Origin of the sequence: Aminobacterium sp. UBA4908 (assembly GCF_002398115.1) — a bacterium.
Lineage (GTDB): Bacteria > Synergistota > Synergistia > Synergistales > Aminobacteriaceae > Aminobacterium > Aminobacterium mobile.
The window spans coordinates 40,685-61,171 of sequence record NZ_DHCG01000002.1 but is presented as its reverse complement, the minus strand read 5'-3'; the positions used below and the strand labels follow the sequence as shown (position 1 = coordinate 61,171).

Annotated in this window: 21 protein-coding genes and 1 tRNA gene; all 22 read left to right on the top strand. The window is 42.4% G+C overall.

Translation table 11 applies throughout. The features are described 5' to 3' along the window. Nucleotides 1-4: 4 nt before the first annotated feature. The 22 genes from B4J50_RS01125 (at nucleotide 5) to ileS (ending at nucleotide 20,477) form a co-directional block, all read left to right on the top strand. Complete coding sequence (locus B4J50_RS01125) at nucleotides 5-469, top strand: 23S rRNA (pseudouridine(1915)-N(3))-methyltransferase RlmH (RefSeq protein ID WP_024822227.1); 465 nt, start codon at nucleotides 5-7, stop codon at nucleotides 467-469. A 27-nt stretch (nucleotides 470-496) separates the two neighbouring features. After that, entirely contained in the window at nucleotides 497-805 is a 309-nt protein-coding gene (locus B4J50_RS01120) for a YbaB/EbfC family nucleoid-associated protein (protein ID WP_024822228.1), read from the top strand. Between the two features lies 1 nt (nucleotide 806). Continuing rightward, entirely contained in the window at nucleotides 807-1,421 is a 615-nt protein-coding gene (recR, locus tag B4J50_RS01115) for a recombination mediator RecR (protein ID WP_286847606.1), read from the top strand. A gap of 12 nt (nucleotides 1,422-1,433) precedes the next feature. Then, a complete protein-coding gene (locus B4J50_RS01110) occupies nucleotides 1,434-2,609 on the top strand; it encodes a PIN/TRAM domain-containing protein (RefSeq protein ID WP_286847605.1) in 1,176 nt (391 codons plus the stop codon). After that, nucleotides 2,606-3,784: a 2-C-methyl-D-erythritol 2,4-cyclodiphosphate synthase gene (gene ispF / locus B4J50_RS01105; RefSeq protein ID WP_286847604.1), complete on the top strand. Its 1,179-nt coding sequence runs from the start codon at nucleotides 2,606-2,608 to the stop codon at nucleotides 3,782-3,784. Before B4J50_RS01110 ends, ispF begins: the two co-directional genes overlap by 4 nt. 5 nt (nucleotides 3,785-3,789) lie before the next feature. Further along, nucleotides 3,790-5,190 carry a glutamate--tRNA ligase gene (gene gltX / locus B4J50_RS01100; protein ID WP_286847603.1) on the top strand — a complete coding sequence of 467 codons (1,401 nt, stop codon included), beginning with the start codon at nucleotides 3,790-3,792 and terminating at the stop codon, nucleotides 5,188-5,190. 26 nt (nucleotides 5,191-5,216) lie between these two features. Then, nucleotides 5,217-6,692 carry an IMP dehydrogenase gene (gene guaB / locus B4J50_RS01095; RefSeq protein WP_286847602.1) on the top strand — a complete coding sequence of 492 codons (1,476 nt, stop codon included), beginning with the start codon at nucleotides 5,217-5,219 and terminating at the stop codon, nucleotides 6,690-6,692. A 12-nt stretch (nucleotides 6,693-6,704) separates the two neighbouring features. Further along, nucleotides 6,705-6,896, top strand: a complete 192-nt coding sequence (locus B4J50_RS01090) for a hypothetical protein (RefSeq protein WP_024822234.1) — start codon at nucleotides 6,705-6,707, stop codon at nucleotides 6,894-6,896. Between the two features lie 142 nt (nucleotides 6,897-7,038). Beyond that, nucleotides 7,039-7,518 carry a ribosome maturation factor RimP gene (gene rimP / locus B4J50_RS01085; RefSeq protein WP_286847601.1) on the top strand — a complete coding sequence of 160 codons (480 nt, stop codon included), beginning with the start codon at nucleotides 7,039-7,041 and terminating at the stop codon, nucleotides 7,516-7,518. 38 nt (nucleotides 7,519-7,556) lie between these two features. After that, complete coding sequence (nusA, locus tag B4J50_RS01080; protein ID WP_286847600.1) at nucleotides 7,557-8,645, top strand: transcription termination factor NusA; 1,089 nt, start codon at nucleotides 7,557-7,559, stop codon at nucleotides 8,643-8,645. Between the two features lie 14 nt (nucleotides 8,646-8,659). Beyond that, on the top strand, nucleotides 8,660-8,956 hold the full coding sequence (gene rnpM, locus B4J50_RS01075; protein ID WP_286847599.1) for an RNase P modulator RnpM: 297 nt from the start codon (nucleotides 8,660-8,662) through the stop codon (nucleotides 8,954-8,956). Then, nucleotides 8,949-9,278: a L7Ae/L30e/S12e/Gadd45 family ribosomal protein gene (locus B4J50_RS01070; RefSeq protein WP_024822238.1), complete on the top strand. Its 330-nt coding sequence runs from the start codon at nucleotides 8,949-8,951 to the stop codon at nucleotides 9,276-9,278. The genes rnpM and B4J50_RS01070 overlap by 8 nt, the downstream gene beginning before the upstream one ends. After that, a complete protein-coding gene (infB, locus tag B4J50_RS01065) occupies nucleotides 9,271-11,253 on the top strand; it encodes a translation initiation factor IF-2 (RefSeq protein WP_286847598.1) in 1,983 nt (660 codons plus the stop codon). The genes B4J50_RS01070 and infB overlap by 8 nt, the downstream gene beginning before the upstream one ends. A 26-nt stretch (nucleotides 11,254-11,279) precedes the next feature. Continuing rightward, nucleotides 11,280-11,621 carry a DUF503 domain-containing protein gene (locus tag B4J50_RS01060; protein WP_286932975.1) on the top strand — a complete coding sequence of 114 codons (342 nt, stop codon included), beginning with the start codon at nucleotides 11,280-11,282 and terminating at the stop codon, nucleotides 11,619-11,621. Next, complete coding sequence (gene rbfA, locus B4J50_RS01055) at nucleotides 11,593-11,979, top strand: 30S ribosome-binding factor RbfA (protein ID WP_286847596.1); 387 nt, start codon at nucleotides 11,593-11,595, stop codon at nucleotides 11,977-11,979. The genes B4J50_RS01060 and rbfA overlap by 29 nt, the downstream gene beginning before the upstream one ends. Further along, nucleotides 11,969-12,952: a DHH family phosphoesterase gene (locus tag B4J50_RS01050; RefSeq protein WP_286847595.1), complete on the top strand. Its 984-nt coding sequence runs from the start codon at nucleotides 11,969-11,971 to the stop codon at nucleotides 12,950-12,952. Before rbfA ends, B4J50_RS01050 begins: the two co-directional genes overlap by 11 nt. Next, entirely contained in the window at nucleotides 12,945-13,856 is a 912-nt protein-coding gene (truB, locus tag B4J50_RS01045; protein WP_286847594.1) for a tRNA pseudouridine(55) synthase TruB, read from the top strand. The genes B4J50_RS01050 and truB overlap by 8 nt, the downstream gene beginning before the upstream one ends. A gap of 12 nt (nucleotides 13,857-13,868) precedes the next feature. Next, the gene (gene ribF, locus B4J50_RS01040; RefSeq protein WP_024822244.1) at nucleotides 13,869-14,798 is read left to right on the top strand and encodes a riboflavin biosynthesis protein RibF; all 930 of its coding nucleotides are present in this window, start codon (nucleotides 13,869-13,871) and stop codon (nucleotides 14,796-14,798) included. Nucleotides 14,799-14,849: 51 nt separating this feature from the next. Continuing rightward, nucleotides 14,850-14,925 (top strand) — tRNA-Arg (locus tag B4J50_RS01035). 288 nt (nucleotides 14,926-15,213) lie between these two features. Beyond that, nucleotides 15,214-15,567 (top strand): DUF1850 domain-containing protein, encoded by a 354-nt coding sequence (locus B4J50_RS01030; RefSeq protein WP_286847593.1) that lies wholly within the window; start codon nucleotides 15,214-15,216, stop codon nucleotides 15,565-15,567. A gap of 56 nt (nucleotides 15,568-15,623) precedes the next feature. Further along, nucleotides 15,624-17,594 carry a TRAP transporter permease gene (locus B4J50_RS01025; RefSeq protein ID WP_286847592.1) on the top strand — a complete coding sequence of 657 codons (1,971 nt, stop codon included), beginning with the start codon at nucleotides 15,624-15,626 and terminating at the stop codon, nucleotides 17,592-17,594. A gap of 102 nt (nucleotides 17,595-17,696) precedes the next feature. Further along, on the top strand, nucleotides 17,697-20,477 hold the full coding sequence (ileS, locus tag B4J50_RS01020; RefSeq protein WP_286847591.1) for an isoleucine--tRNA ligase: 2,781 nt from the start codon (nucleotides 17,697-17,699) through the stop codon (nucleotides 20,475-20,477). Nucleotides 20,478-20,487 lie beyond the last annotated feature (10 nt).

Here is a 20,487-nt window from a genome sequence, read left to right as displayed (position 1 = left end):
AGTGATGAAAATTGTTATAATAACTATAGGGCAACCTCGGGACCGTGCTCTTAGAAACATGGTCTCCGAATATTTGAAGCGTTGTCAGCCTTATCTTCCTATAGAAATAGACTATGTTCCTGAAGGAAGAAGGGCTTCCAGTCCGGAGAAGGTTGTAGAACGGGAATCCGAGGCTTTGCTGAAGAAAGTAAAAGAACGGGATTTTCTCGTTCTTTTAGACGAAAGAGGGCAACATTTTACCAGCCGGGAGTTCTCTCAATGGCTTTATCGCCATATTGAAGAGGTACATGGGAGGCTGGTTTTTGTTATTGGAGGAGCATATGGTCTTTCAGACAAGATAAAAAAAGAGAGTGGAGAATTAATTTCTCTATCGGAAATGACTTTTCCTCATGAGTTATGTCTTCTCTTTCTTTCAGAACAACTTTATCGAGCTATAGCAATACACGAAGGAATGGCATATCATCATTAATTATTTTATAAAGGAGAGTAGGATGTTATGAAAATGGACAAAATTATGAAACAGGCTCAGAAAATGCAAGCCCAAATGATGAGGATTCAGGAAGATTTGGCACAAGAGAGAGTGGAAGGAAATGCTGGGGGAGGGATGGTTAAAGTCGTTGCCAATGGTCAAGGAGATATTTTATCTATAAAGATAGAGAAAGAAGTTGTGAATCCTAACGATGTTGAAATGCTGGAAGATATGGTTCTTGCTGCAGTCTCAGAAGCTCTTAAAAACAGCAGGGATATTGCCAACGCAAAAATGGGGCAGGTTTCCGGAGCTCTTGGAGCATTGGGGTTAATGTAACGTGTCTCTTCCGGAACCTCTACAACAGCTAATATCTCTTTTAAAACGATTCCCCGGTGTGGGCGAAAAAAGTGCCCGCAGGATGGCCTTTTTTATCATACAGCAGCCAGATGCATATTCAAAAGAACTTGCCTCTTTACTCAAAGGATTAAAGGAGTGTCTTCATGAGTGCCCTCTTTGCGGTAATATTACAGATGTTGATCCTTGTTCCATATGTGCCGATCCTCTACGAGATAGACGCCTGTTGTGTGTTGTAGAGTCGCCAGAAGATCTTTTAAGCATGGAGCAAGCAGGAATATATAATGGGTTGTATTACATGTTAAGAGGCAGAGTTTCTCCTCTCGATGGGGAGGATTTATCTTCTACCGAGGTAGAGCATCTTCGGCAACGTATTCTTGAAACAGAAGCCAAAGAGGTTATTATTGCTACCAATCCTCGAGTGGAAGGAGACCTGACGTTTTATTCGTTATTGTCAGAATTAGGTGATCTACATGTGAAAATCAGTCGTCTAGCCTATGGACTCCCTGTGGGGGGAAGTATAGAATTTGCCGACAGAATTACATTGCATGCAGCCTTTGAATCCCGAATTGAAGTCAAAAAGAATATGAGAAAATAGGAGGTGAGGGGTATGGCTGATGGTTTTGGCAATGTGTTGCGACGGGTATGTCGAATTTTGATGATGATATTTTTTGGAATTGCAGGGTACCAATTAGCGTCTCTTTTTGTTCCCTATATTCCGGCACCTGTCTCAGAATCAGTGCGAGCATGGCTCCCTGCATGGTTAGCAAAACAGGTTTTTTACACTTTCGCTTGTGTGGGGATTTTTGCTCTTATAGGTTGGGCAATTACGCCTTTGCTTCTCAAAGGACTTGGCTTTATTGGGGCCTTATTTGAATATCATCTAAAAACTCTTAGTTGGCAGGATATATCTTCTGCTACTTTAGGACTGATTGTCGGTCTTCTTATTGCAAATCTTATCGCAGTTCCTTTTTCCGATCTCCCTGTTGGGAACTATATTGCAATTGTACTCAATATAGTTCTGGGTTACCTAGGCGCGCGAATTTTTTGGAAGCGTCAGCAAGACATTCGTGGCGTTTTTAATTTAGGCGCTCTTAAGGAGCGTCTAGCTACCCGAAAAACTAAAAAAGGACGCGCCATTCACGAAGATATTGAAGGAGAGGAGGATCTTTGCCCACCCCGTAAAATTCTTGACACGAGCGTTATTATCGATGGTCGAATTCTCGACATTGCCCGGACTGGATTTATGGAAGGTGTATTAGTTCTTCCCCGCTTCGTCTTATTAGAGCTTCAGGCAGTAGCAGATTCTACGGACCCAGCTCGCCGAACGCGTGGACGAAGAGGCCTTGATGTAGTGAATGAGCTTCAAAAGCTCTCCTCTCTTGATGTGGAAATTATGGAAGTTACCCTTAAACAACTGAAAGTAGAGACAGTTGACAGCGGTCTTGTGGCATTAGCGCAGCAAATTGGAGGAGAAATTCTTACCACAGATTATAACCTTAACAAAATAGCGCAAATCCAGGGAATTACTGTTTTGAATGTCAATGATTTAGCGAATGCGATGAAACCAATGCTTCTTCCCGGAGAGTCTATCATCGTAGATGTAATCCGGGAAGGGAAGGAGCCTCATCAGGGTGTTGGATATTTAGATGACGGCACGATGCTGGTAGTAGAAGATGGGGAGAATTACATAGGAAAACGAGTAGAAGTGGTAGTGACCTCCATGCTTCAGACATCTGCGGGACGAATGGTTTTCGGTCGTATCCGTAGAGAGGTCAGGCCGTGAAGACTTTCTCTTTTATAATAGCGGCAGCCGGTTTAGGAGAGCGCATAGGAGGCTCTCCTAAACAATTTAGGCTTCTTGGTGGCACCCCTCTTTGGCAATGGAGTTCCCACGTAGCTGAAGAACTCCTCGCTCTGGGGAAAATTCAGGAGATCATTTTAGTTGTCCCTTCTGATAGTATAACCCGCATAAAAAAAACGTTATCAACGTTATCAGAGAAAACGTCTTTTCTTGTTGTAGCAGGAGGCACAACTCGTTCTCAATCGGTTCGAAACGGAGTAGCAATGGCATCCTCTGATTATGTCTTAATTCATGACGGAGCCAGACCTTTTATAGATAAAGAACTTTGCATAACTATAATGGATCATGTGAATCCCAATTTGGGCGTTATTCCGGTAGTCCCAATATCCGATGCACTGAAAAAGATAGAAATTGTTGAAGGGGAAGAGCGTGTTTCTTCAACTTCTAGAGAGCATCTTTATACTACACAAACTCCACAATGTTTTCCCCGTTTGCAATTACTAGAGGCTCTCGACACAGATAAAGATTTACTTTTTAAAGATGAAGCGGAAGCTTGGATCGCTTTAGGGAAAAAAATTGTTACGATACCAGGAGCAAGACACAATATGAAAATTACTTATCAGGAAGATTTTATACTAGCTCATCAAATAGCGAGTAATAATAGGGAATATCGGGTTGGAAATGGATTTGACATCCATCCTCTTGTGCCTTCCAGACCATTGATTCTTGGAGGAGTAGAAATAGAATCTCCTTTAGGCTTGGATGGGCATTCTGACGCAGATGTACTTGCTCACGCTGTTATGGATTCTCTATTAGGGGCCGCTGGCCTTCCTGATATAGGAAAACTTTTTCCAGCGTCTGATCCTCAATATAAAAATATTTCTTCCCTTGACCTTCTTTCTCGTGTAGCCTCCCTTTTGAAGGAAGGTAGATGGGACATCCTTTGGGTTGATGTTACATTACAAGCCCAACTTCCTCGGCTTGGTTCTTTCACGAAACAAATGGAAGAGAATTTAGGCAAACGTCTTTTTGCTTTTGAAATGGAATCTGAGAAAATCAACATAAAAGTTAAATCGGGAGAGCGCATAGGTGCTGTAGGAAGAGCTGAGTGCATGAAGTGCACCGCTGTAGCGACACTCTCTCGATGGAGAAGGTGAATTTTATGATACGAACTCGTTTTGCCCCATCACCTACAGGCTTCCTTCATATAGGAGGAGCTCGCACTGCTCTTTTCAACTGGCTTTTTGCCAAAAAACATAGTGGGCAGTTTGTTCTGCGAATAGAAGATACAGATCAAGAACGCTCTCAAGAATCTTATGCCCGCATGCTTTATGAAGATATGGAATGGCTGGAACTTGATACTGATGAAAACCCCGCAAAGGGTGGCTCATATGGTCCCTACACTCAAAGCCATCGTATGGATATTTACTCCCGTTATCTTCAAATTCTAAAAGATAAAGAAGCTATTTACCCGTGTTTTTGTTCTCCGAAACAGCTTAGAGAAGACAGGCATTTCCAACTAGAACAGGGGCTTCCTCCTCGCTATTCGGGGCGATGCCGTTGCCTTTCTGAAAAGGAAATTCAGGAAAAAATTCTAAGTGGGGAGAAACCTTGCTGGCGCTTTGCAGTACCCGAAAAAGGAGTATTTATATTAGACGATCTTGTTCATGGGAAGATCGAGTACAACTATGAAGAAATAGGAGATTTTATAGTACAACGCTCTGATGGTTGGCCTACATACCTTCTTTCGGCAGCCCTTGATGATGCCCTTATGGAAATATCACATGTTATTCGCGGTGATGAACATCTCATAAATTCCGTGCTTCAAACTCTTATACAGGAAGCATTGGATTTACCCTCGCCTCGCTATGGTCATGTGCCTATGATTGTCGGGATGGATCGCCAAAAACTGAGCAAACGAACAGGCGCACAATCTGTTCGGGAGTATAGAGAAAGAGGCTTTTTGCCTGAATCTCTACGAGCTTATTTATCTACATTAAGTTGGACGCCTGAAAATCCATTGAATCTACTTTCCAAGGATGAATTAATAGAGGAATTTTCTCTTAGCAGGATTGCAACATCTTCTCCAGTCCACGATGAGGCTCATCTTGAATTTTGGCAAAAGAAAGCCATGGCTCATAGAGGGACAAGCTGGCTTTTTGACGAACTTTGCCGCTTAGCACCGGATAAAGAGGCTTTTTTTCGAGGAAAAGATAGAAAACATCTTTTTTTATTGCTTGAAGACATTTCGGGGGCTTGCCTTACACCTTCAGACGTTTTAAAATCTCTCAAATGGTTTTTTAGCCCTTCAGCATTGTCTGTTCCAATTCCAGAATGGATACCTGAAGTGGTTTGCGTACTTGAAAATATTAATGATACTTGGGAGTCTGAAATCATTAACAAGACACTTCGGATGTACCAAAAAGAAAAAGGGTTAAAAGGCAGAGAATTTTATCATCCGTTGCGGCTCTTACTCACCGGAGAAGAGCAAGGTCCGGCACTACCATTAGAAATGGCAGCTTTGGGAAAAACGGAGACCCTTCTGCGGTTGGCTAGAAGGTAGAGAAGTGGAATGAGGAGGTCACATAAATGACGATCGAGAGTAAATTTGTTCCTTATGAGGGGTTCACTTTTGACGATGTTCTGTTAGTGCCAGGGTATAGTGAGGTGCTCCCCTCTCAAGTAGACGTAAGTACTTATTTAACCCCTGACATAGAGATGAACTCTCCTATATGCAGTGCCGCCATGGATACTGTTACAGATGGACGGCTTGCTATCGCCTTAGCTCGAGAAGGAGGAGTAGGAATCGTTCATCGAAATATGCCTATAGAAAGACAAGTTAAAGAAGTCGATAAAGTGAAGCGCTCTGAAGCTGGAGTTATAGTGGACCCTTTCTTTCTTCATCCTGAGGATAAGGTTCAGCAGGCTGTGGATTTGATGGAGCACTATCATATATCAGGGGTTCCTATTGTGAACCATGAACAGAAACTAGTTGGGATTATTACTAACCGGGATCTTCGCTTTGTTACTGATTTTGAACAGGATATTTCTGCCATTATGACACATGAACGGCTTGTAACTGCTTCGGAAGGAACTACTTTAGATGAAGCGAAAAATATTTTAATGAAACATAAAATAGAAAAATTGCCTCTCGTCGATAAAGAAGGGAAGTTAAAAGGTCTTATTACTATTAAAGATATACAAAAAGTCAGAGACTTCCCTAATGCATGCAAGGACTCACATGGTCGTTTACGAGTAGGAGCTGCAGTAGGCGTAGGGACTGATGTGTACGATAGAGTTGCAATGTTGGTAAAAAGCGGGGTTGACATTATAGTTGTGGATACGGCACACGGACACTCAGTAAAAGTTCTTCAGACCGTGAAGGAAATACGAAAACAGTATCCTGACATTCCTTTAATTGGGGGGAATATTGCTACTTCTGATGCTGCGGAGGCCCTCATTGATGCAGGAGTGGATGCTGTTAAAGTAGGGGTAGGGCCAGGATCTATCTGTACAACAAGAATTATAGCTGGGATTGGCGTTCCTCAGCTGTCCGCTGTTTTTAACGTTGCTAAGGTGGTACACGCTCGCGGAAGGAAAGTCATCGCTGATGGGGGAATTCGATACTCGGGAGATATTGTAAAAGCTATTGCAGGTGGAGCTGATAGTGTGATGATCGGCTCTCTTTTTGCCGGAACGGAAGAAAGTCCTGGAGAAGTAGTAATCTATCGAGGACGCTCCTTTAAGAGTTATAGAGGAATGGGGTCTCTTGGCGCCATGCGGGAAGGATGCAGCAAAGACCGCTATTTCCAAGAATCAGCAAGTAGTGATAAACTTGTTCCTGAAGGGATAGAAGGGCTGGCTCCGCATAAAGGGCCTTTATCTGCGGTAGTATACCAACTTTTAGGGGGATTGCGGGCAGGAATGGGCTATGTTGGAGCTTCAAATATAGAGGAGCTTCACTCCAAGTCCCGTTTTGTAAAGATCACACCAGCATCTGTTAAAGAAAATCACCCCCATGACGTAGTAGTAACTAAGGAGGCTCCTAACTATTGGATTGAATAGAAGGTGTAATTCATGAAAGTTTCCAGGATATTTACTCGAGATGTAGGAACAGAGTCAAAATATTGGCGAGGAATTCTGGAACTTCCAGTCTTGATTGAAGAAGTTCTTGCAGATAAAACGACAATAGGATTTAATACTTCCCGAGAGTTTGAAACATCTCTTATAGATTGGTGGAGTTCTTTTATTGTTGATAGCTATTTATGATAGTTGTAAGAAAATGCAAGAACATGTTATACTTATTTTGTATGAGTGATAGGTGAGAGGATCTGGTTATTTTCCAAAGAGTGGGTTTCCCCACTCTTTGTTTTTTGTGTATATCATCATCCCACGTAGAGGAGGTCTTATAATGACAGCAAACTTTGATAAAGAAAATCTCAGGACTTCCATTTGCGATATAGTGGAAAAAAATGGTTATGAATGTGTGGGAGTTATTTTTGCTAGAGAAGCGCATAACTTTTATATCAGGGTTTATATAGATACGCTTGGTGGCATTACTGTGAAAGATTGCGAGATTGTTTCGAAGAGTGTGAGTCGATATCTTGATGCTTATGACGAATCCATTCCTCAGCGATATTTTTTAGAAGTAGGATCCCCTGGTCTTGATCGTCCTCTTTTCTCGATAGAGGATTTCGAGAAATTTATTGGACGCAAGGCTAAAGTTCGGTGCCAAGCGCCAGTGGAGGGACGTAAAAGATTTAAAGGAGAAATACTCGGGGTCAACAAAGATACTGGCTCTATTCGCCTAAGCCTGGAAGAGACCACACAAGAAGTCGATATCCCGTGGGCCTCTATACAGAAAAGCAACTTAGTTTACGAGGGCGATTAAACTTATTATTGTGGAAATTTTGGAGGAGGATGAGAAATATGCAGCTTGGACGTGATTTCATCCGTGCACTGAAACAGCTCACAGCAGAGCGTGGCCTGACACCGGAAGTGATCGCATCGAGTCTAGAAGCGGCACTAATCTCCGCATATAAAAAATATCAGGGTGGAAACCAAAACGTAGAAGTGCATATAGATTTAGAGAGTGGGAATGTTTCTATTTGTGAAGTGAAATTTGTTGTAGAGGATGTAAAACAGCCAGATATAGAGATTAGTCTTGATGATGTGCAGAAAATGGGCTACACGGATGTATTGATCAACGAGTACATTCGAATTGAAGTAAACCCTGAAGATTTTGGACGTATAGCAGCGCAAACAGCACGTCAAGTTATTATACAGAAACTAAAAGATGCAGAGCGACAAATAATTTTTGAAGAATTTTCTGGTCGAGTGGGAGACTTGGTGAATGGTGTTATTTTTAAAGCTGAAAACGATCAAGTTTTAGTGCGGCTTAATGATCGAACAGAGGCTATATTACCTAGGGAAGAACGAATTATTAGTGAAGCTTATGTCCCTGGAGAACGATTAAAATTTTACCTCCTTGATGTGCGTCAAACTACCCGAGGACCTCGAATAGTTGTATCCAGGACTCACCCGGGATTACTTCGGAAACTGATGGAACTTGAGGTTCCTGAAATTCAGGAAGGAATTATTGAAATAAAAGGGATTGTACGAGAAGCTGGGACGAGAGCAAAGGTAGCGGTTCAGACCTTGGATAGTAATGTGGATCCAGTAGGCGCTTGCGTAGGGAATGGCGGGGCTAGAATCAAGTCTATTAGCCAGGAACTTTCGAATGAAAAAATTGATGTTATTATATGGAACAGTGATCCTTTAACTTTTATTCGTAATGCATTATCTCCAGCCAAAATAGTCAAAATAGAGCCTGTTTTGGAGCAGGACAAGGCTGTGACTGTCTATGCTCGCCCTGATCAGTTATCTCTTGCTATAGGTAAGGCTGGTCAGAATGTTCGACTAGCAGCAAGGCTAACAGGGTGGAAGATAGACATTAAAGCCTTGGAGCCAGATCGGATGCCAACGCTTCAAGATATTTTTCAGGACATTATAGATTAAGAGGTGCCTTATTAGTGGTGCATATAAAGCGGAAGCGGCCACGAACATGCGTTGGTTGTCACAGAGAAAGTCCTAAAAAGGATCTTATACGGGTTGTTCGTACGCCTGACGGCTCAATAGCTATAGATCCTACAGGTAAGATGTCTGGGCGAGGAGCATATGTTTGCCTGAACAGAGAGTGTATTGAGGAGGCCCAAAAAAGGAAAGCTCTTTCGAAAGTACTTAAATGCAACGTGGATGAGAGAGTGTATATAGAGCTACTATCCCTTCTTGAACAAAAGGAGAAGGGGGGCGATTCCTTAATTGAGTAAGGATCTTTTATTTACCTATTTAGGCTTGGCACGTCGTTCGGGGCAACTTCTTGTTGGGCAGGACCAGATAAAAAAAGCTTTTATAAAAAACGAGGGGTTAGTTGTTCTTCTCTCTGAGGATGCTTCTGAAAGCACTAGACGTAAATTTCTTGGATATGAAGAGCGGAAACAATGCAAAATAGAAACAATCCCCCTCACGGGAGAGGAATTATCGAAAGCTATCGGAACCACAAATACACAAATTGTGGCTTTACCGTCACGCAGTGGCTTTGCTGTGAAAATACAAGCCATGCTAGCGGAAGGGGGAAATATATTTGAGTAAAATAAGAGTTTATGAACTAGCCAAGATGTTAGGAAAAAGTAATAAAGATTTATTGAGCATGTTGGAAGATCTTGGTGTTGAAGTTAAAACTCATATGAGTTCTATCGATACGGAAGTAGCCCAGCTCATTGAAGAAACTGTTAAAAGCGAGGAGGGCAAACATACACCTCAAATGCAGAAAGAGGAAACAATGGTGAAGGAAAAACAATGCGTACGTGTTCGTAAGACTGCCACGGTGAAAGAAGTAGCCAGACTTATCGATGTCCCTGTGGCAGAAACAGTTAAAACTCTTGTTGATGCTGGAATTATGGCTCCAGCAGGGACTAGCATTGATGAAGCTATTCTTCTCGCGCTAGGCGAAGCCTATAACATAGAGTTTCAGTTTGAAGAAGAGGGATCTGCACCAAAGGAAGAGGGAAAAACTCTTTCTGCGGGAAGACCCGTATTTCATGGAGACCACATGGAACCAAGATCTCCGATCGTAACAGTAATGGGACATGTTGATCATGGGAAAACAACACTTTTGGATTATATTAGAAAAACTAATATATCTGCCAGAGAAGCAGGTGGAATTACCCAGCACATAGGAGCTTCCACTGTTGATCATGAAGGGAAAAAGATAATTTTCCTCGACACACCAGGACACGAGGCTTTCACTGCAATGAGGGCAAGAGGAGCACAGGCTACTGATGTCGCTATTCTTGTAGTTGCAGCGGATGACGGGCTCATGCCTCAAACTCGGGAAGCTATTAACCATGCGAAAGCAGCCGGAGTACCTATTGTTGTAGCTGTAAATAAGATAGACAAACCTGCTGCTCGTCCTGACAGGGTCAGACAACAACTATCAGATATTGGCCTTGTTCCCGAAGAGTGGGGTGGCGATACCATAATGGTAGATGTATCTGCAAAAACAGGGCAAGGAATTCCCCAACTTTTGGAGATGGTCCTCCTCGTCGCAGAAATGGAAGAATTAAAGGCTGATCCGACTGTTACCCCAGAAGGAATTGTTATTGAAGCAAAACTTGATAAAGGAAAGGGGCCTGTGGCTACTGTTATCGTCCAGCAAGGGACCTTACACCGTGGAGACATTATTCTCCTTGATTCTACATGGGGAAAGATCAGAGCCATGCTTGATTCCAGAGGGCGTCAGGTGTCAAAAGCTGGTCCCAGTACACCTGTGGAAGTTCTAGGCCTAACGTCAGTGCCTCAACCTGGCGAACGTTTCATTCTGGTAGAAAATGAGCGAGAAGCTAGAGACGAAACTGCAAAACGGGAACAAATCAAACGAGAGGCTGAAACCGCAACTTCCAAGAGAATGACTCTGGAGGAGCTCTACTCTCAAATGAAAGAGGGAGAAATTCCTCAGCTGAATCTCTTGGTAAAATGCGATGTTCAAGGCACATGTGAAGCTTTATGTGCCGCTCTTGAAAAAATGGGAACATCTGAAGTAGGTATTAATATAATCCATCGTGGAGTAGGTCGCATTGCAGAATCTGATATTATGTTAGCCTCCGCCTCTAATGCTGTTATTATCGGCTTTAATGTTCGGCCAGATAAAAATGCTCAAAAGATAGCGGAAGTTGAAGGTATACAGATTCGACTCTATGACGTTATCTATGACGTTATCGATGATGTAAAAGCCGCCCTTGAAGGTATGTTAACTCCCACTATTCGAGAAGAGCCCTTAGGACAGGCAGAAATCCGTCAGGTTTTCAAGGTTCCTAAAGCTGGTAAGATTGCTGGCTGTTATGTAACGGAAGGCATCATTAAGCGAAGTGCGCGGGCTAGAGTGATCCGAGATGGAGTTGTTGTATGGACAGGCAGTTTATCAAATCTGAAGCGATTTAAAGATGAAGCTCGAGAAGTAAACGCAGGGTATGAGTGTGGCATTAATTTCGCTGGCTTCCAAGATTTTAGAGAAGGAGATGTAATAGAAGCCTTTGAACTTATAGAGGAGCGACGCCATCTCGATTAGGGATGGCACAATCCTTTTACTTTTATATGAAACAGAATGAGTTATACCCCTATGTAGGGGTGTTCCAGGTAGAAATAGACATACCTGGGTGTCGAAGCATAAAAGAACGACGGCAAGTAGTTCGGTCGTTAATAGATAGGATTCGCCGACGATGGAATGTATCCGTTGTCGATATAGGTCCTGAAGGTCGATGGGATCAAGTTTTTTTAGCCTTTTCTCTTGTAGGAACTACATATACTATGTGTGAAGAACGCATAGATGCGATTTGGAATTTTCTACAAAAAGAAGAGGATATGTCGACTTTCGTAATTGTTCATTATTGGCAAGAGGTCGATAAGTATGACGAATTACCGGATGCAGAGAATTAACAAACAACTCCAGCGAGAGATAAGCATGCTTCTGGAGTATAAAATTAAAAATGAAACAGCTAAAGAAGCTATCATAACCGAGGTCGAATGTTCTAAAGATCTCGAATTTGCAGTAGTTTATTTTATTACTCTTGAGCCGAAACAGCGTAAGGTAGTATTTAAGGCTCTAGAGAGTGTAGCAGGTCCCTTGCGCAGCATGTTGGGGAAGAAGTTACGTCTTCGGAAAATTCCTGAAATTCGCTTCACTATTGATCCTTCTGTAGATTATGGACGACGGATTGATGCTCTTTTGGACAGTTTAAAAGAAGAGACTAATCCTTCTTCTGATACTAACGGAGTGGATGAACGTGAGGAGTAATATAAGCCTTGGGGATTTATATTCCATTTTAAATGCATCATCCTCTTGGGTGATACTAACCCACCAAAAGCCAGACGGCGATGCTCTCGGTTCAGCGTCGGCTCTTGTAGTTCATGGAAAAGAGAGGGGGAAACGTGTTATTTGGGGAGGTCCTGATCCTCTGCCTGATACGTATGCGTTTCTCCCTTTTGGGGACGAATACCAGGTTTTTGATAATCATTTGCCGCCAGTGGAAGGAAAAACTTCCATCATATTTTTAGACATAAGTAACATAGAACGATCTGTATCTAATATCCAGGAACTGCAAAATATGTGTACTTTCATAAATATAGATCACCACGGTGATAATACTTTATTTGGTGACTACTATTACGTAGATGAAACATCTTCTTCCCTTGGAGAAATTTTATGGAGCCTTTTCTTAATCTCTTCGACAGGATATAGTTTCCAATCAGCTCTAGGGCTTTATACCGCTATCGTTACAGATAGTGGAAATTTTTCTTTTTCATCCACGTCTCCCCGTACTCATGAGGCAGCGGCAGATCTTATCAGGAGAGGTGTTCCCCCCGCAGAAATGAGTCAAAAGATATTTTATAATCAACCTCTGCAAAGCCTTCATTTATGGGGAAGAGTTTTCGAAAGAACGTGTTTGTTTGGAAATGTAAGAAAAGCCTGCCTTTCTTGGATAACTCTTGAAGATTTTTCATGCCTCAACTCCGACCCAGCCGATACTGAAGGCTTGGTCAACGAGCTACTTAAGGTAAAAGACGTGGTTTTTGCAGTACTTCTTGTGGAAGAAAAAGATCGAATTCGAATAAGCCTTCGTTCCCGTGGAGAAATTTCTGCGCAAAAAGTAGCTCATCGTTTTGGCGGAGGAGGGCATAAACAAGCCGCTGGTTGTCAACTTTCCCTTTCGCTGGAAGAGGCCAAAAAACATATCATCCGTGTTATTACGGAGGATATGGATGGTTAGTTCGATTTTGCTATTGAATAAACCTACGGGAATCCGAAGTGCTTCTTGCGTTCACCTCCTTCGAACTAAGTTCCCTAAAAGGGTAAAGGTAGGACATGGTGGAACTCTAGACTCTACGGCTTCTGGCCTTCTCGTTATCTTGTTGGGAAATGCCACTCGTCTCTCTGATTATGTTATGATGCTGCCTAAAGAGTATAAAGTGACCTTAAAATTGGGGGTATCTACATCAACTCTTGATTATTCAGGAGAAATAGTGAGTCAATCCTCTTTCTCTCACATAACTTCCGAAAAAATAGATGCCATATTACCTGCTTTTCAAGGGATGCGGATGCAACTGCCTCCCACAGTTTCTGCCATTAAAATTCAAGGGAAAAGAGCTTCTGATCTCAAACGTGGTGGGTGCTCGCCAATCCTAGCCCCTCGTCCAGTTACCGTCTCCTTTATTCGGCGTATATCGAATATATCGAAAGAAGGGGAAATCTCTCTGTTTGTTCGGTGTCATAAAGGTACGTATATTCGGAGTATCGTGCGAGATCTCGGAGAAAAACTGGGATGTGGAGCCACAGTTACGGAGCTGATACGACTTTCTACAGGAACCATGAAGTTAGAAAGCGCTCTTTCTTATCAGGAAGCAGAACAATATAATTGGGAGGAAGTCTTGAACAAGACCTTATCTCTTCAAGACTTTGCTGCACACTTCACTATTTATGAAGCAAATACGATACAAGAAGAAAATATAAAAAATGGGTTAAAAATAAGAATTAAGGAGATGCTTCCTATTTCGAGAGGTCCTGTCCCAACGAACATTGCTATATGTGTCCTAGGGAAAAAACTTTTTTCCCTAGGAACTTTAGAATTAATTGAAACTAACACTTTCTTTCGTCCTCGGACAAATATTTTTTAGAGGGATAATTTGATGATCCAAGTAATAGGAGCTTTTGACGGTTTTCATAAAGGGCATCAATTACTTCTTAAAGAAGCGGCGCGTCTGTCAAGAGAACAAAATGACCAATGGGGCGTAGTTACATTCTCTCCTCATCCTCAGTTTATTTTTAATCCCAGACGGCTTTTCTTGCTGTTTTCAGAAGAAGAGAAAAAAATCATAGTATCGGCACTCGATATTCCTCACATTCTGTGGGTTCCATTTGATGAGCGTTTTGCTTCCTTATCCCCTTTTGAGTTTCTTGATTTTCTTGAAAGCAAAGTCCACTTAACAGGCATTGTTGTAGGCGAAAATTTCCGTTTTGGTGCAGGAAGAAAGGGCAATATTTCACTTCTTAGAGAGTATTGCCATAATAATAGACTTTTTTTCTCTCCCGTACCTACTCTTGAAATAGATGGCTTAGCAGTAAGTAGTACAGTCGTTAGGGGGGAAGTGCTATCTGGTCGTATGCAGATGGCAAAATATCTTCTAGGATATCCGTTTTTTATGTATCAGGAGATTATTCCAGGTCATCGCCGAGGTCGAGAACTCGGTTTCCCCACAGCGAACATGAATGTTCCCTCACACAAAATAATTCCTCCTTCCGGAGTCTATGCTGCTACGGTTATCGTGGATGGGAAATGTTATCCAGGGGCCCTAAATATTGGTTCAAATCCCACATTTCCAGACGTAAAAAGCCTCCGCATAGAAGTTCATATCGCAGGCTTTTATGGAGATCTTTATTATAAAAAAATTCTGGTATTTGTAGAAGAATATTTACGGGGTGAGCGACGTTTCCCTAATCGCCAAGCTTTATCAACCCAACTAGCTTCCGATACGGAACTTTCAGTAAAGCTCTTTGAGAAAAATTTTGCAAAAGAGCACGATCTATACCTACATTTTGCAAAATACTGCCGCTCATAGTGATAGTTGCACTCTTCCCAGCCTCGTGATAACATAATCGCCGTCCCGAGCGGGCCTGTAGCTCAGTGGATAGAGCGACGGCCTCCTAAGCCGTAGGTCAGGCGTTCGAATCGCCTCAGGTCCGCCATATAACTTTCAGATATCGGGCTTTTAGGCCCATTCTTCGTTTGATTCCGTATTTCAGTTGTCAAACAATATGTAATGCGAGTATAATCCTTTTTGTGGCCTGTTGAAAAGACTGAAAAATCGGAAGGGGGGACAATTGACGAAAAATTGCCGAATTCTAAAAATTCTAATTTTAACCCTTGTCTCTTCAATTCTTTTTATAACATTTGCCCCTGTTTACAAGCTTTCTCTATACACAAAAGACCGTGAGGTATTTTCGGCAGTAATACCGTCTGGAACAAGATTTTCCATGGGCTATGTACATTCAGTAGAGCAAACTCCTGTGGAAGACATTTATGTTGTTTCAGGGCCACAATTATGGTTATGGGAAGAACGGTTCCGATCACATAATGCAGGGTTACCAACAGAAGCTCCTTTGCGTAGTCATTTTTTTATGGAAAAAGATTGGATGATAATACGTGGAAGTACATATCGTTGGGAACAATTAGCAGTTCGTATAGGGAATAAAGAGTTAGGTCGTAATTGGATTTCTTCAGAGATCACTGGAAAAGTGAATCTGTTTGAGATTGTACCAGACAGAGTCCTTTATTTGAAAATCACACAATCTCCTTTGTTTTTTAAGAAAGAATCTTCTTTGCTTTAAATACCTCTCTAAATAAAGCAACCTAGAGGAACGAAAAAGACTGGAGGTGGAGATTTTTGGATGAAAAAAACAACAATGTTAATCCAGACCTTGTAACTGAACCAATCTCTATTATCGACCTTGATGAACTTCGGCGCCAATTCGACACAGAAGCAAGATATCGTGATCTTTCTGGATGGCAAGCAGTATTTGTTACCGTTTTGGCAGTTGGAATGTCTCTTTTCCATCTCTACACTGCAGGTTTTGGCTTGCTTTTAGCTATGAAGCAGGGAGCTACGCATCTCGCATTTGTACTCGTACTTGTTTTTCTACTTTATCCTGCAACAGCAAAGAGCAGTAAAAACAGTGTCCCGTGGTATGATTTTGTTTTTGCTGTTCTCGCGGCCTTTGCTACGCTTTATCTTGTTGTAGAATTCGAAGAAATGGTGAATAGAGCAGGGCTCCCTACAAGTATGGATATTGCTGTAGGCTTTATCGGCATAGCTCTTCTTCTCGAAGCGACACGAAGAGTATCGAGTCCGGTATTGCCATGTATTGCTATTTTCTTCCTCATTTATTGCTACTTTGGTAGATCTTTTCCTCAAATTTTTCAACATCGAGGATTTAATATCACTCGAATTATCAACCATATGTATTTAGGCACAGAAGGAGTTTTTGGTATTCCTCTAGGCGTATCAGCTACCTTTGTGTTTATGTTTATTTTGTTCGGATCCGTATTGGAACAAACTGGAATGGGGCGTTTTATTATTGATCTTGCGATGGCCCTGGCTGGTGGAGCTACAGGGGGACCAGCCAAAGTAGCCGTGCTAAGCTCAGGCTTGATGGGATCTGTTTCAGGATCTTCTGTGGCCAATGTATGTACTACAGGCATGTTCACTATCCCTCTCATGAAAAGTGTGGGATACAAACCTTATTTTGCCGGGGCTGTAGAAGCAGTAGCCTCGACAGGGGGACAGATTATGCCTCCTGTTATGGGAGCTGCCGCTTTTATTATGGCTCAATTTATGGGTGTACCTTATGTTGAAGTTGCCCTAGCCGCTGTCGTTCCTGCGCTCCTGTACTATTTTGCAGTTATGGTACAGGTCCATTTTGAAGCAACGAGACTTGGGTTACGAGGATTACCTCGAGAAAAACTTCCTAACCTTTTCAAATTATTGAGAGGCAAGGGACATTTGCTTATCCCGCTCGTCGTGATCATCTATTTCCTCCTCGCTGGGTACACTCCCTTAAAAGCAGCTTATAATGGAATTATCGCTACAGTTATTATCTCTTTTTTCAACAAAGAAACTCGCTTAACGTTGCCTAAGCTAAAAATGGCGTTGGAAAGTGGAGCAAAAGGTGCGCTAGGTGTAGCCTGTGCTTGTGCTACAGTAGGTATCGTAGTAGGAACGGCCACCCTTACGGGGTTGGGGTTACGAATAGCAAGTGCTATTGTCACTATCGCAGGTGGTAATCTTTTATTTACATTAGTATTAACTATGATAGCCTGTATCTTGCTCGGCGCAGGCCTTCCAACAACAGCTAATTTTATTGTCACAAGCACTATCGCAGCGCCAGCGCTTTTTCAACTCAATGTTCCACCTATGGCAGCCTATATGTTTGTCCTTTATTTCGGTATAGCAGCTGATTTGAGCCCCCCCGTAGCTTTAGCAGCGTATGCAGGAGCTGGAATAGCTGGAGCTGACCCTATGCGCACAGGAGTTACGGCTGTTAAGTTGGCTCTCGCGGGTTTCCTTGTTCCATTTATTTATGTATATAATCCAATGCTTGTTCTCGTCGGTTTCAAACCATGGCCATTTACCTTAGCCATTATTACAGCTATACTAGGTGTATTCCTCCTTGGTATGAGTACTATAGGATTCTACAAAACAAAAATGGCTTGGTGGTTGCGACTTATCGCTTTAGGAGGAGCTCTTGGATTGTTGATACCTGGATGGCAAAGTGACATGTTAGGGTTGATTATTTTGATAATTACCCATTTTATCCAGGTAAAAAAGGCGGGAAAAGAGATTGAGCCGGCAGGATAGCATTTCATAAGAATCAAAGTTGTGTTAGAATCTACAAGTTATAAAATTGCCGTCTCTGCTTTATGGAGACGGCGTTTTCCTATTTGAAAGGAGGTATATATTTTGGCAAAAGACTACAAGGATACTCTCAAACTCCCTCAGACGTCTTTCCCTATGAGGGCCAATTTGGCGAAACGCGAGCCCGAATTTTTGAGGTTCTGGAAAGATATTGATGTTTACCACGAGATGTTAAAAAAACAGGAAGGGAAAGAGTCCTTCATTCTTCATGATGGACCCCCTTATGCCAATGGGAATATACATATAGGAACGGCTTTTAACAAAATATTAAAAGATTTTATTCCCAAATATAAGATGATGAAGGGATATTTTGCTCCCTATGTTCCTGGATGGGATACTCATGGTCTTCCTATAGAGCTTCACGTTCTTAGAACTCATGGCCTATCAAAGGATACTGTTGATCCTTTGGAATTGAGAAAAAAATGCGAAAAATATGCTCATGAGTTTCTGGATATTCAGCGGAATGATTTTATCCGCCTAGGAGCTCTTGGCGACTGGGAAAATCCTTATATCACTTTGAAGCCGGGGTACGAGGCAGCGCAACTAGGGGCTTTTGCAGACCTCGTAGAAAAAGGGTTGGTATACAAAGGACACAAGCCGGTATATTGGTGCATTGATTGTCAGACAGCTCTGGCAGCAGCTGAAATTGAATATTGGGATGAAACATCTCCTTCTGTCTTCATAGCCTACTCTTTGCCCGAGATTGGAAAGAAAATAGAGGTGCTACAGGACCGAGATGTTAATGTTGTAGTGTGGACAACAACACCTTGGACCCTTCCTGCTAGCATGGCTGTTGCTATCGGTCCTGGATATGACTATGTTTTTGTGGAAAGTGGCGATAAGGTATACTTATTAGCCCAAGAACTTCTTGAATCTGTGTCAAAAGAAACAGGTCTGGAGTTTGGTCGTGTTTTATACACGTGTAAGGGAAGAGAATTAGAGAACGAATTAGCAGTTCACCCCTTTTACGTTGAAAGGGAAACACCCATTGTGCTGGCTGATTATGTTCTTCTCGACACAGGCACCGGATGTGTACATACTGCACCTGGCCACGGAGTGGAAGACTATGAGACTGGGGTTCGGTACAGTATAGATATATATAACCCAGTAGATGAGAGTGGACACTTCTTTAAAGATACCCCTCTTGTTGGTGGTCTCTCTCTAGATGAAGGAGCTAAAAAAGTCCTCGATGTCTTAACTGAAAATGGGAGGCTACTTGGACAGGGGAAGATAGTACACTCCTATCCGCATTGTTGGAGATGTAAGAAACCCGTTATCTTCCGATCCACTGAACAGTGGTTCATATCTGTAGCGGACTTTAGAGATGAAGCTCTTAAAATTATTGAAAACAACGTGAATTGGATCCCAGATTGGGGAAAAGACAGAATTTACAACATGGTACGAGACCGATCTGACTGGTGTATTAGCCGGCAGCGAGTCTGGGGTGTTCCTATCCCGGCATTTTATTGTGATGATTGTGGCGAGCTTATTCTGAAACCAGAGCTTATTCGTGTAATTCAGGACAAGGTGAGAACGGGAGGAACGAATATTTGGTGGGAACTTTCTACCCAAGAGCTATTAGGAGACCTCGCCGTCTGTCCTCATTGCGGAAGCCATAACCTCTCTAAAGATAAAAATATTATGGACGTATGGTTTGACTCTGGAGTCAGTCACTTTGCGGTGCTTGAGACTCGCCCAGAGTTGCGATGGCCTGCTGACCTTTACCTAGAAGGCAGTGATCAGCATCGTGGCTGGTTCCAAACCTCGTTGTTAACATCTGTCGCTATTCGCAATAAGGCTCCCTATAAGAGTGTTTTGACCCATGGTTTCATCGTGGATGGAGAAGGCAAAAAAATGTCGAAATCTATAGGGAACATCATCCGGCCTCAGGAAGTTATCGATAAGTACGGAGCTGATATTTTACGGCTATGGGTAGCTTCTACCGACTATCGAAATGACATTCGAATCTCCCAGGGGATTATCAATAATTTAACAGAATCTTACAGACGTATCCGGAATACGGCTCGTTATCTACTTGGGAACTTAACAGACTTTGATCCTGCAAAAGATACCGTGGCTTATAATGACTTCCTGGAAATAGATAAGTGGGTGCTTTCTGTTCTTAACGAAGTGATTGATCGTTCCACGCAGGGATTTGAGAACTACGAATTTCATATTCCCACTTTTGTGATCCATCAGTTCTGCGTAAACGAGCTGAGTTCTTTCTTTTTAGACGTAAGTAAAGACCGGCTTTATGCAGATGCTACTGATTCTGTTTCTCGCCGTGGTTGTCAGACAGCTATGTGGCAAATACTTAATGTCATGACTCGCATGCTTGCCCCAATCCTCAGTTTCACTGCTGAAGAAATCTGGCAGGAGATGAGAAAAATTGATAGCACTTTGCCGAAGAGTGTTTTTCTCTCAGATTGGCCGGAAATCGATTCTACTCAAATAGATCCTTCTTTGGAAGAAAAGTGGCAGCAGGTTCTCGTTGTGAGAGGAGCCGTTAGTAGAGCTCTCGAAACAGCAAGAACGTCTGGTATTATTGGACATGCTCTCGAAGCAAGAGTAGAGGTACAGAAGAAAAAAGAATATACTGATGCGGCCTTTTCTTCAGAGGACTGGGCAATGTTTGCCATCGTTTCTGACTTTAAATGGGTTGAAACTGTTTCGTCTTGTGCCATAGTATGGGAAGATGAGGAGACAGGTCTAGTTATAGGTGTAGACAAAGCTTTAGGAGAAAAGTGCCCAAGGTGCTGGAAATTCTCGGAAAAGCATAATGAAAATGGTTTGTGCCCTCGTTGCACTGAAGTGGTAGGGGAATAAAAAAATACAA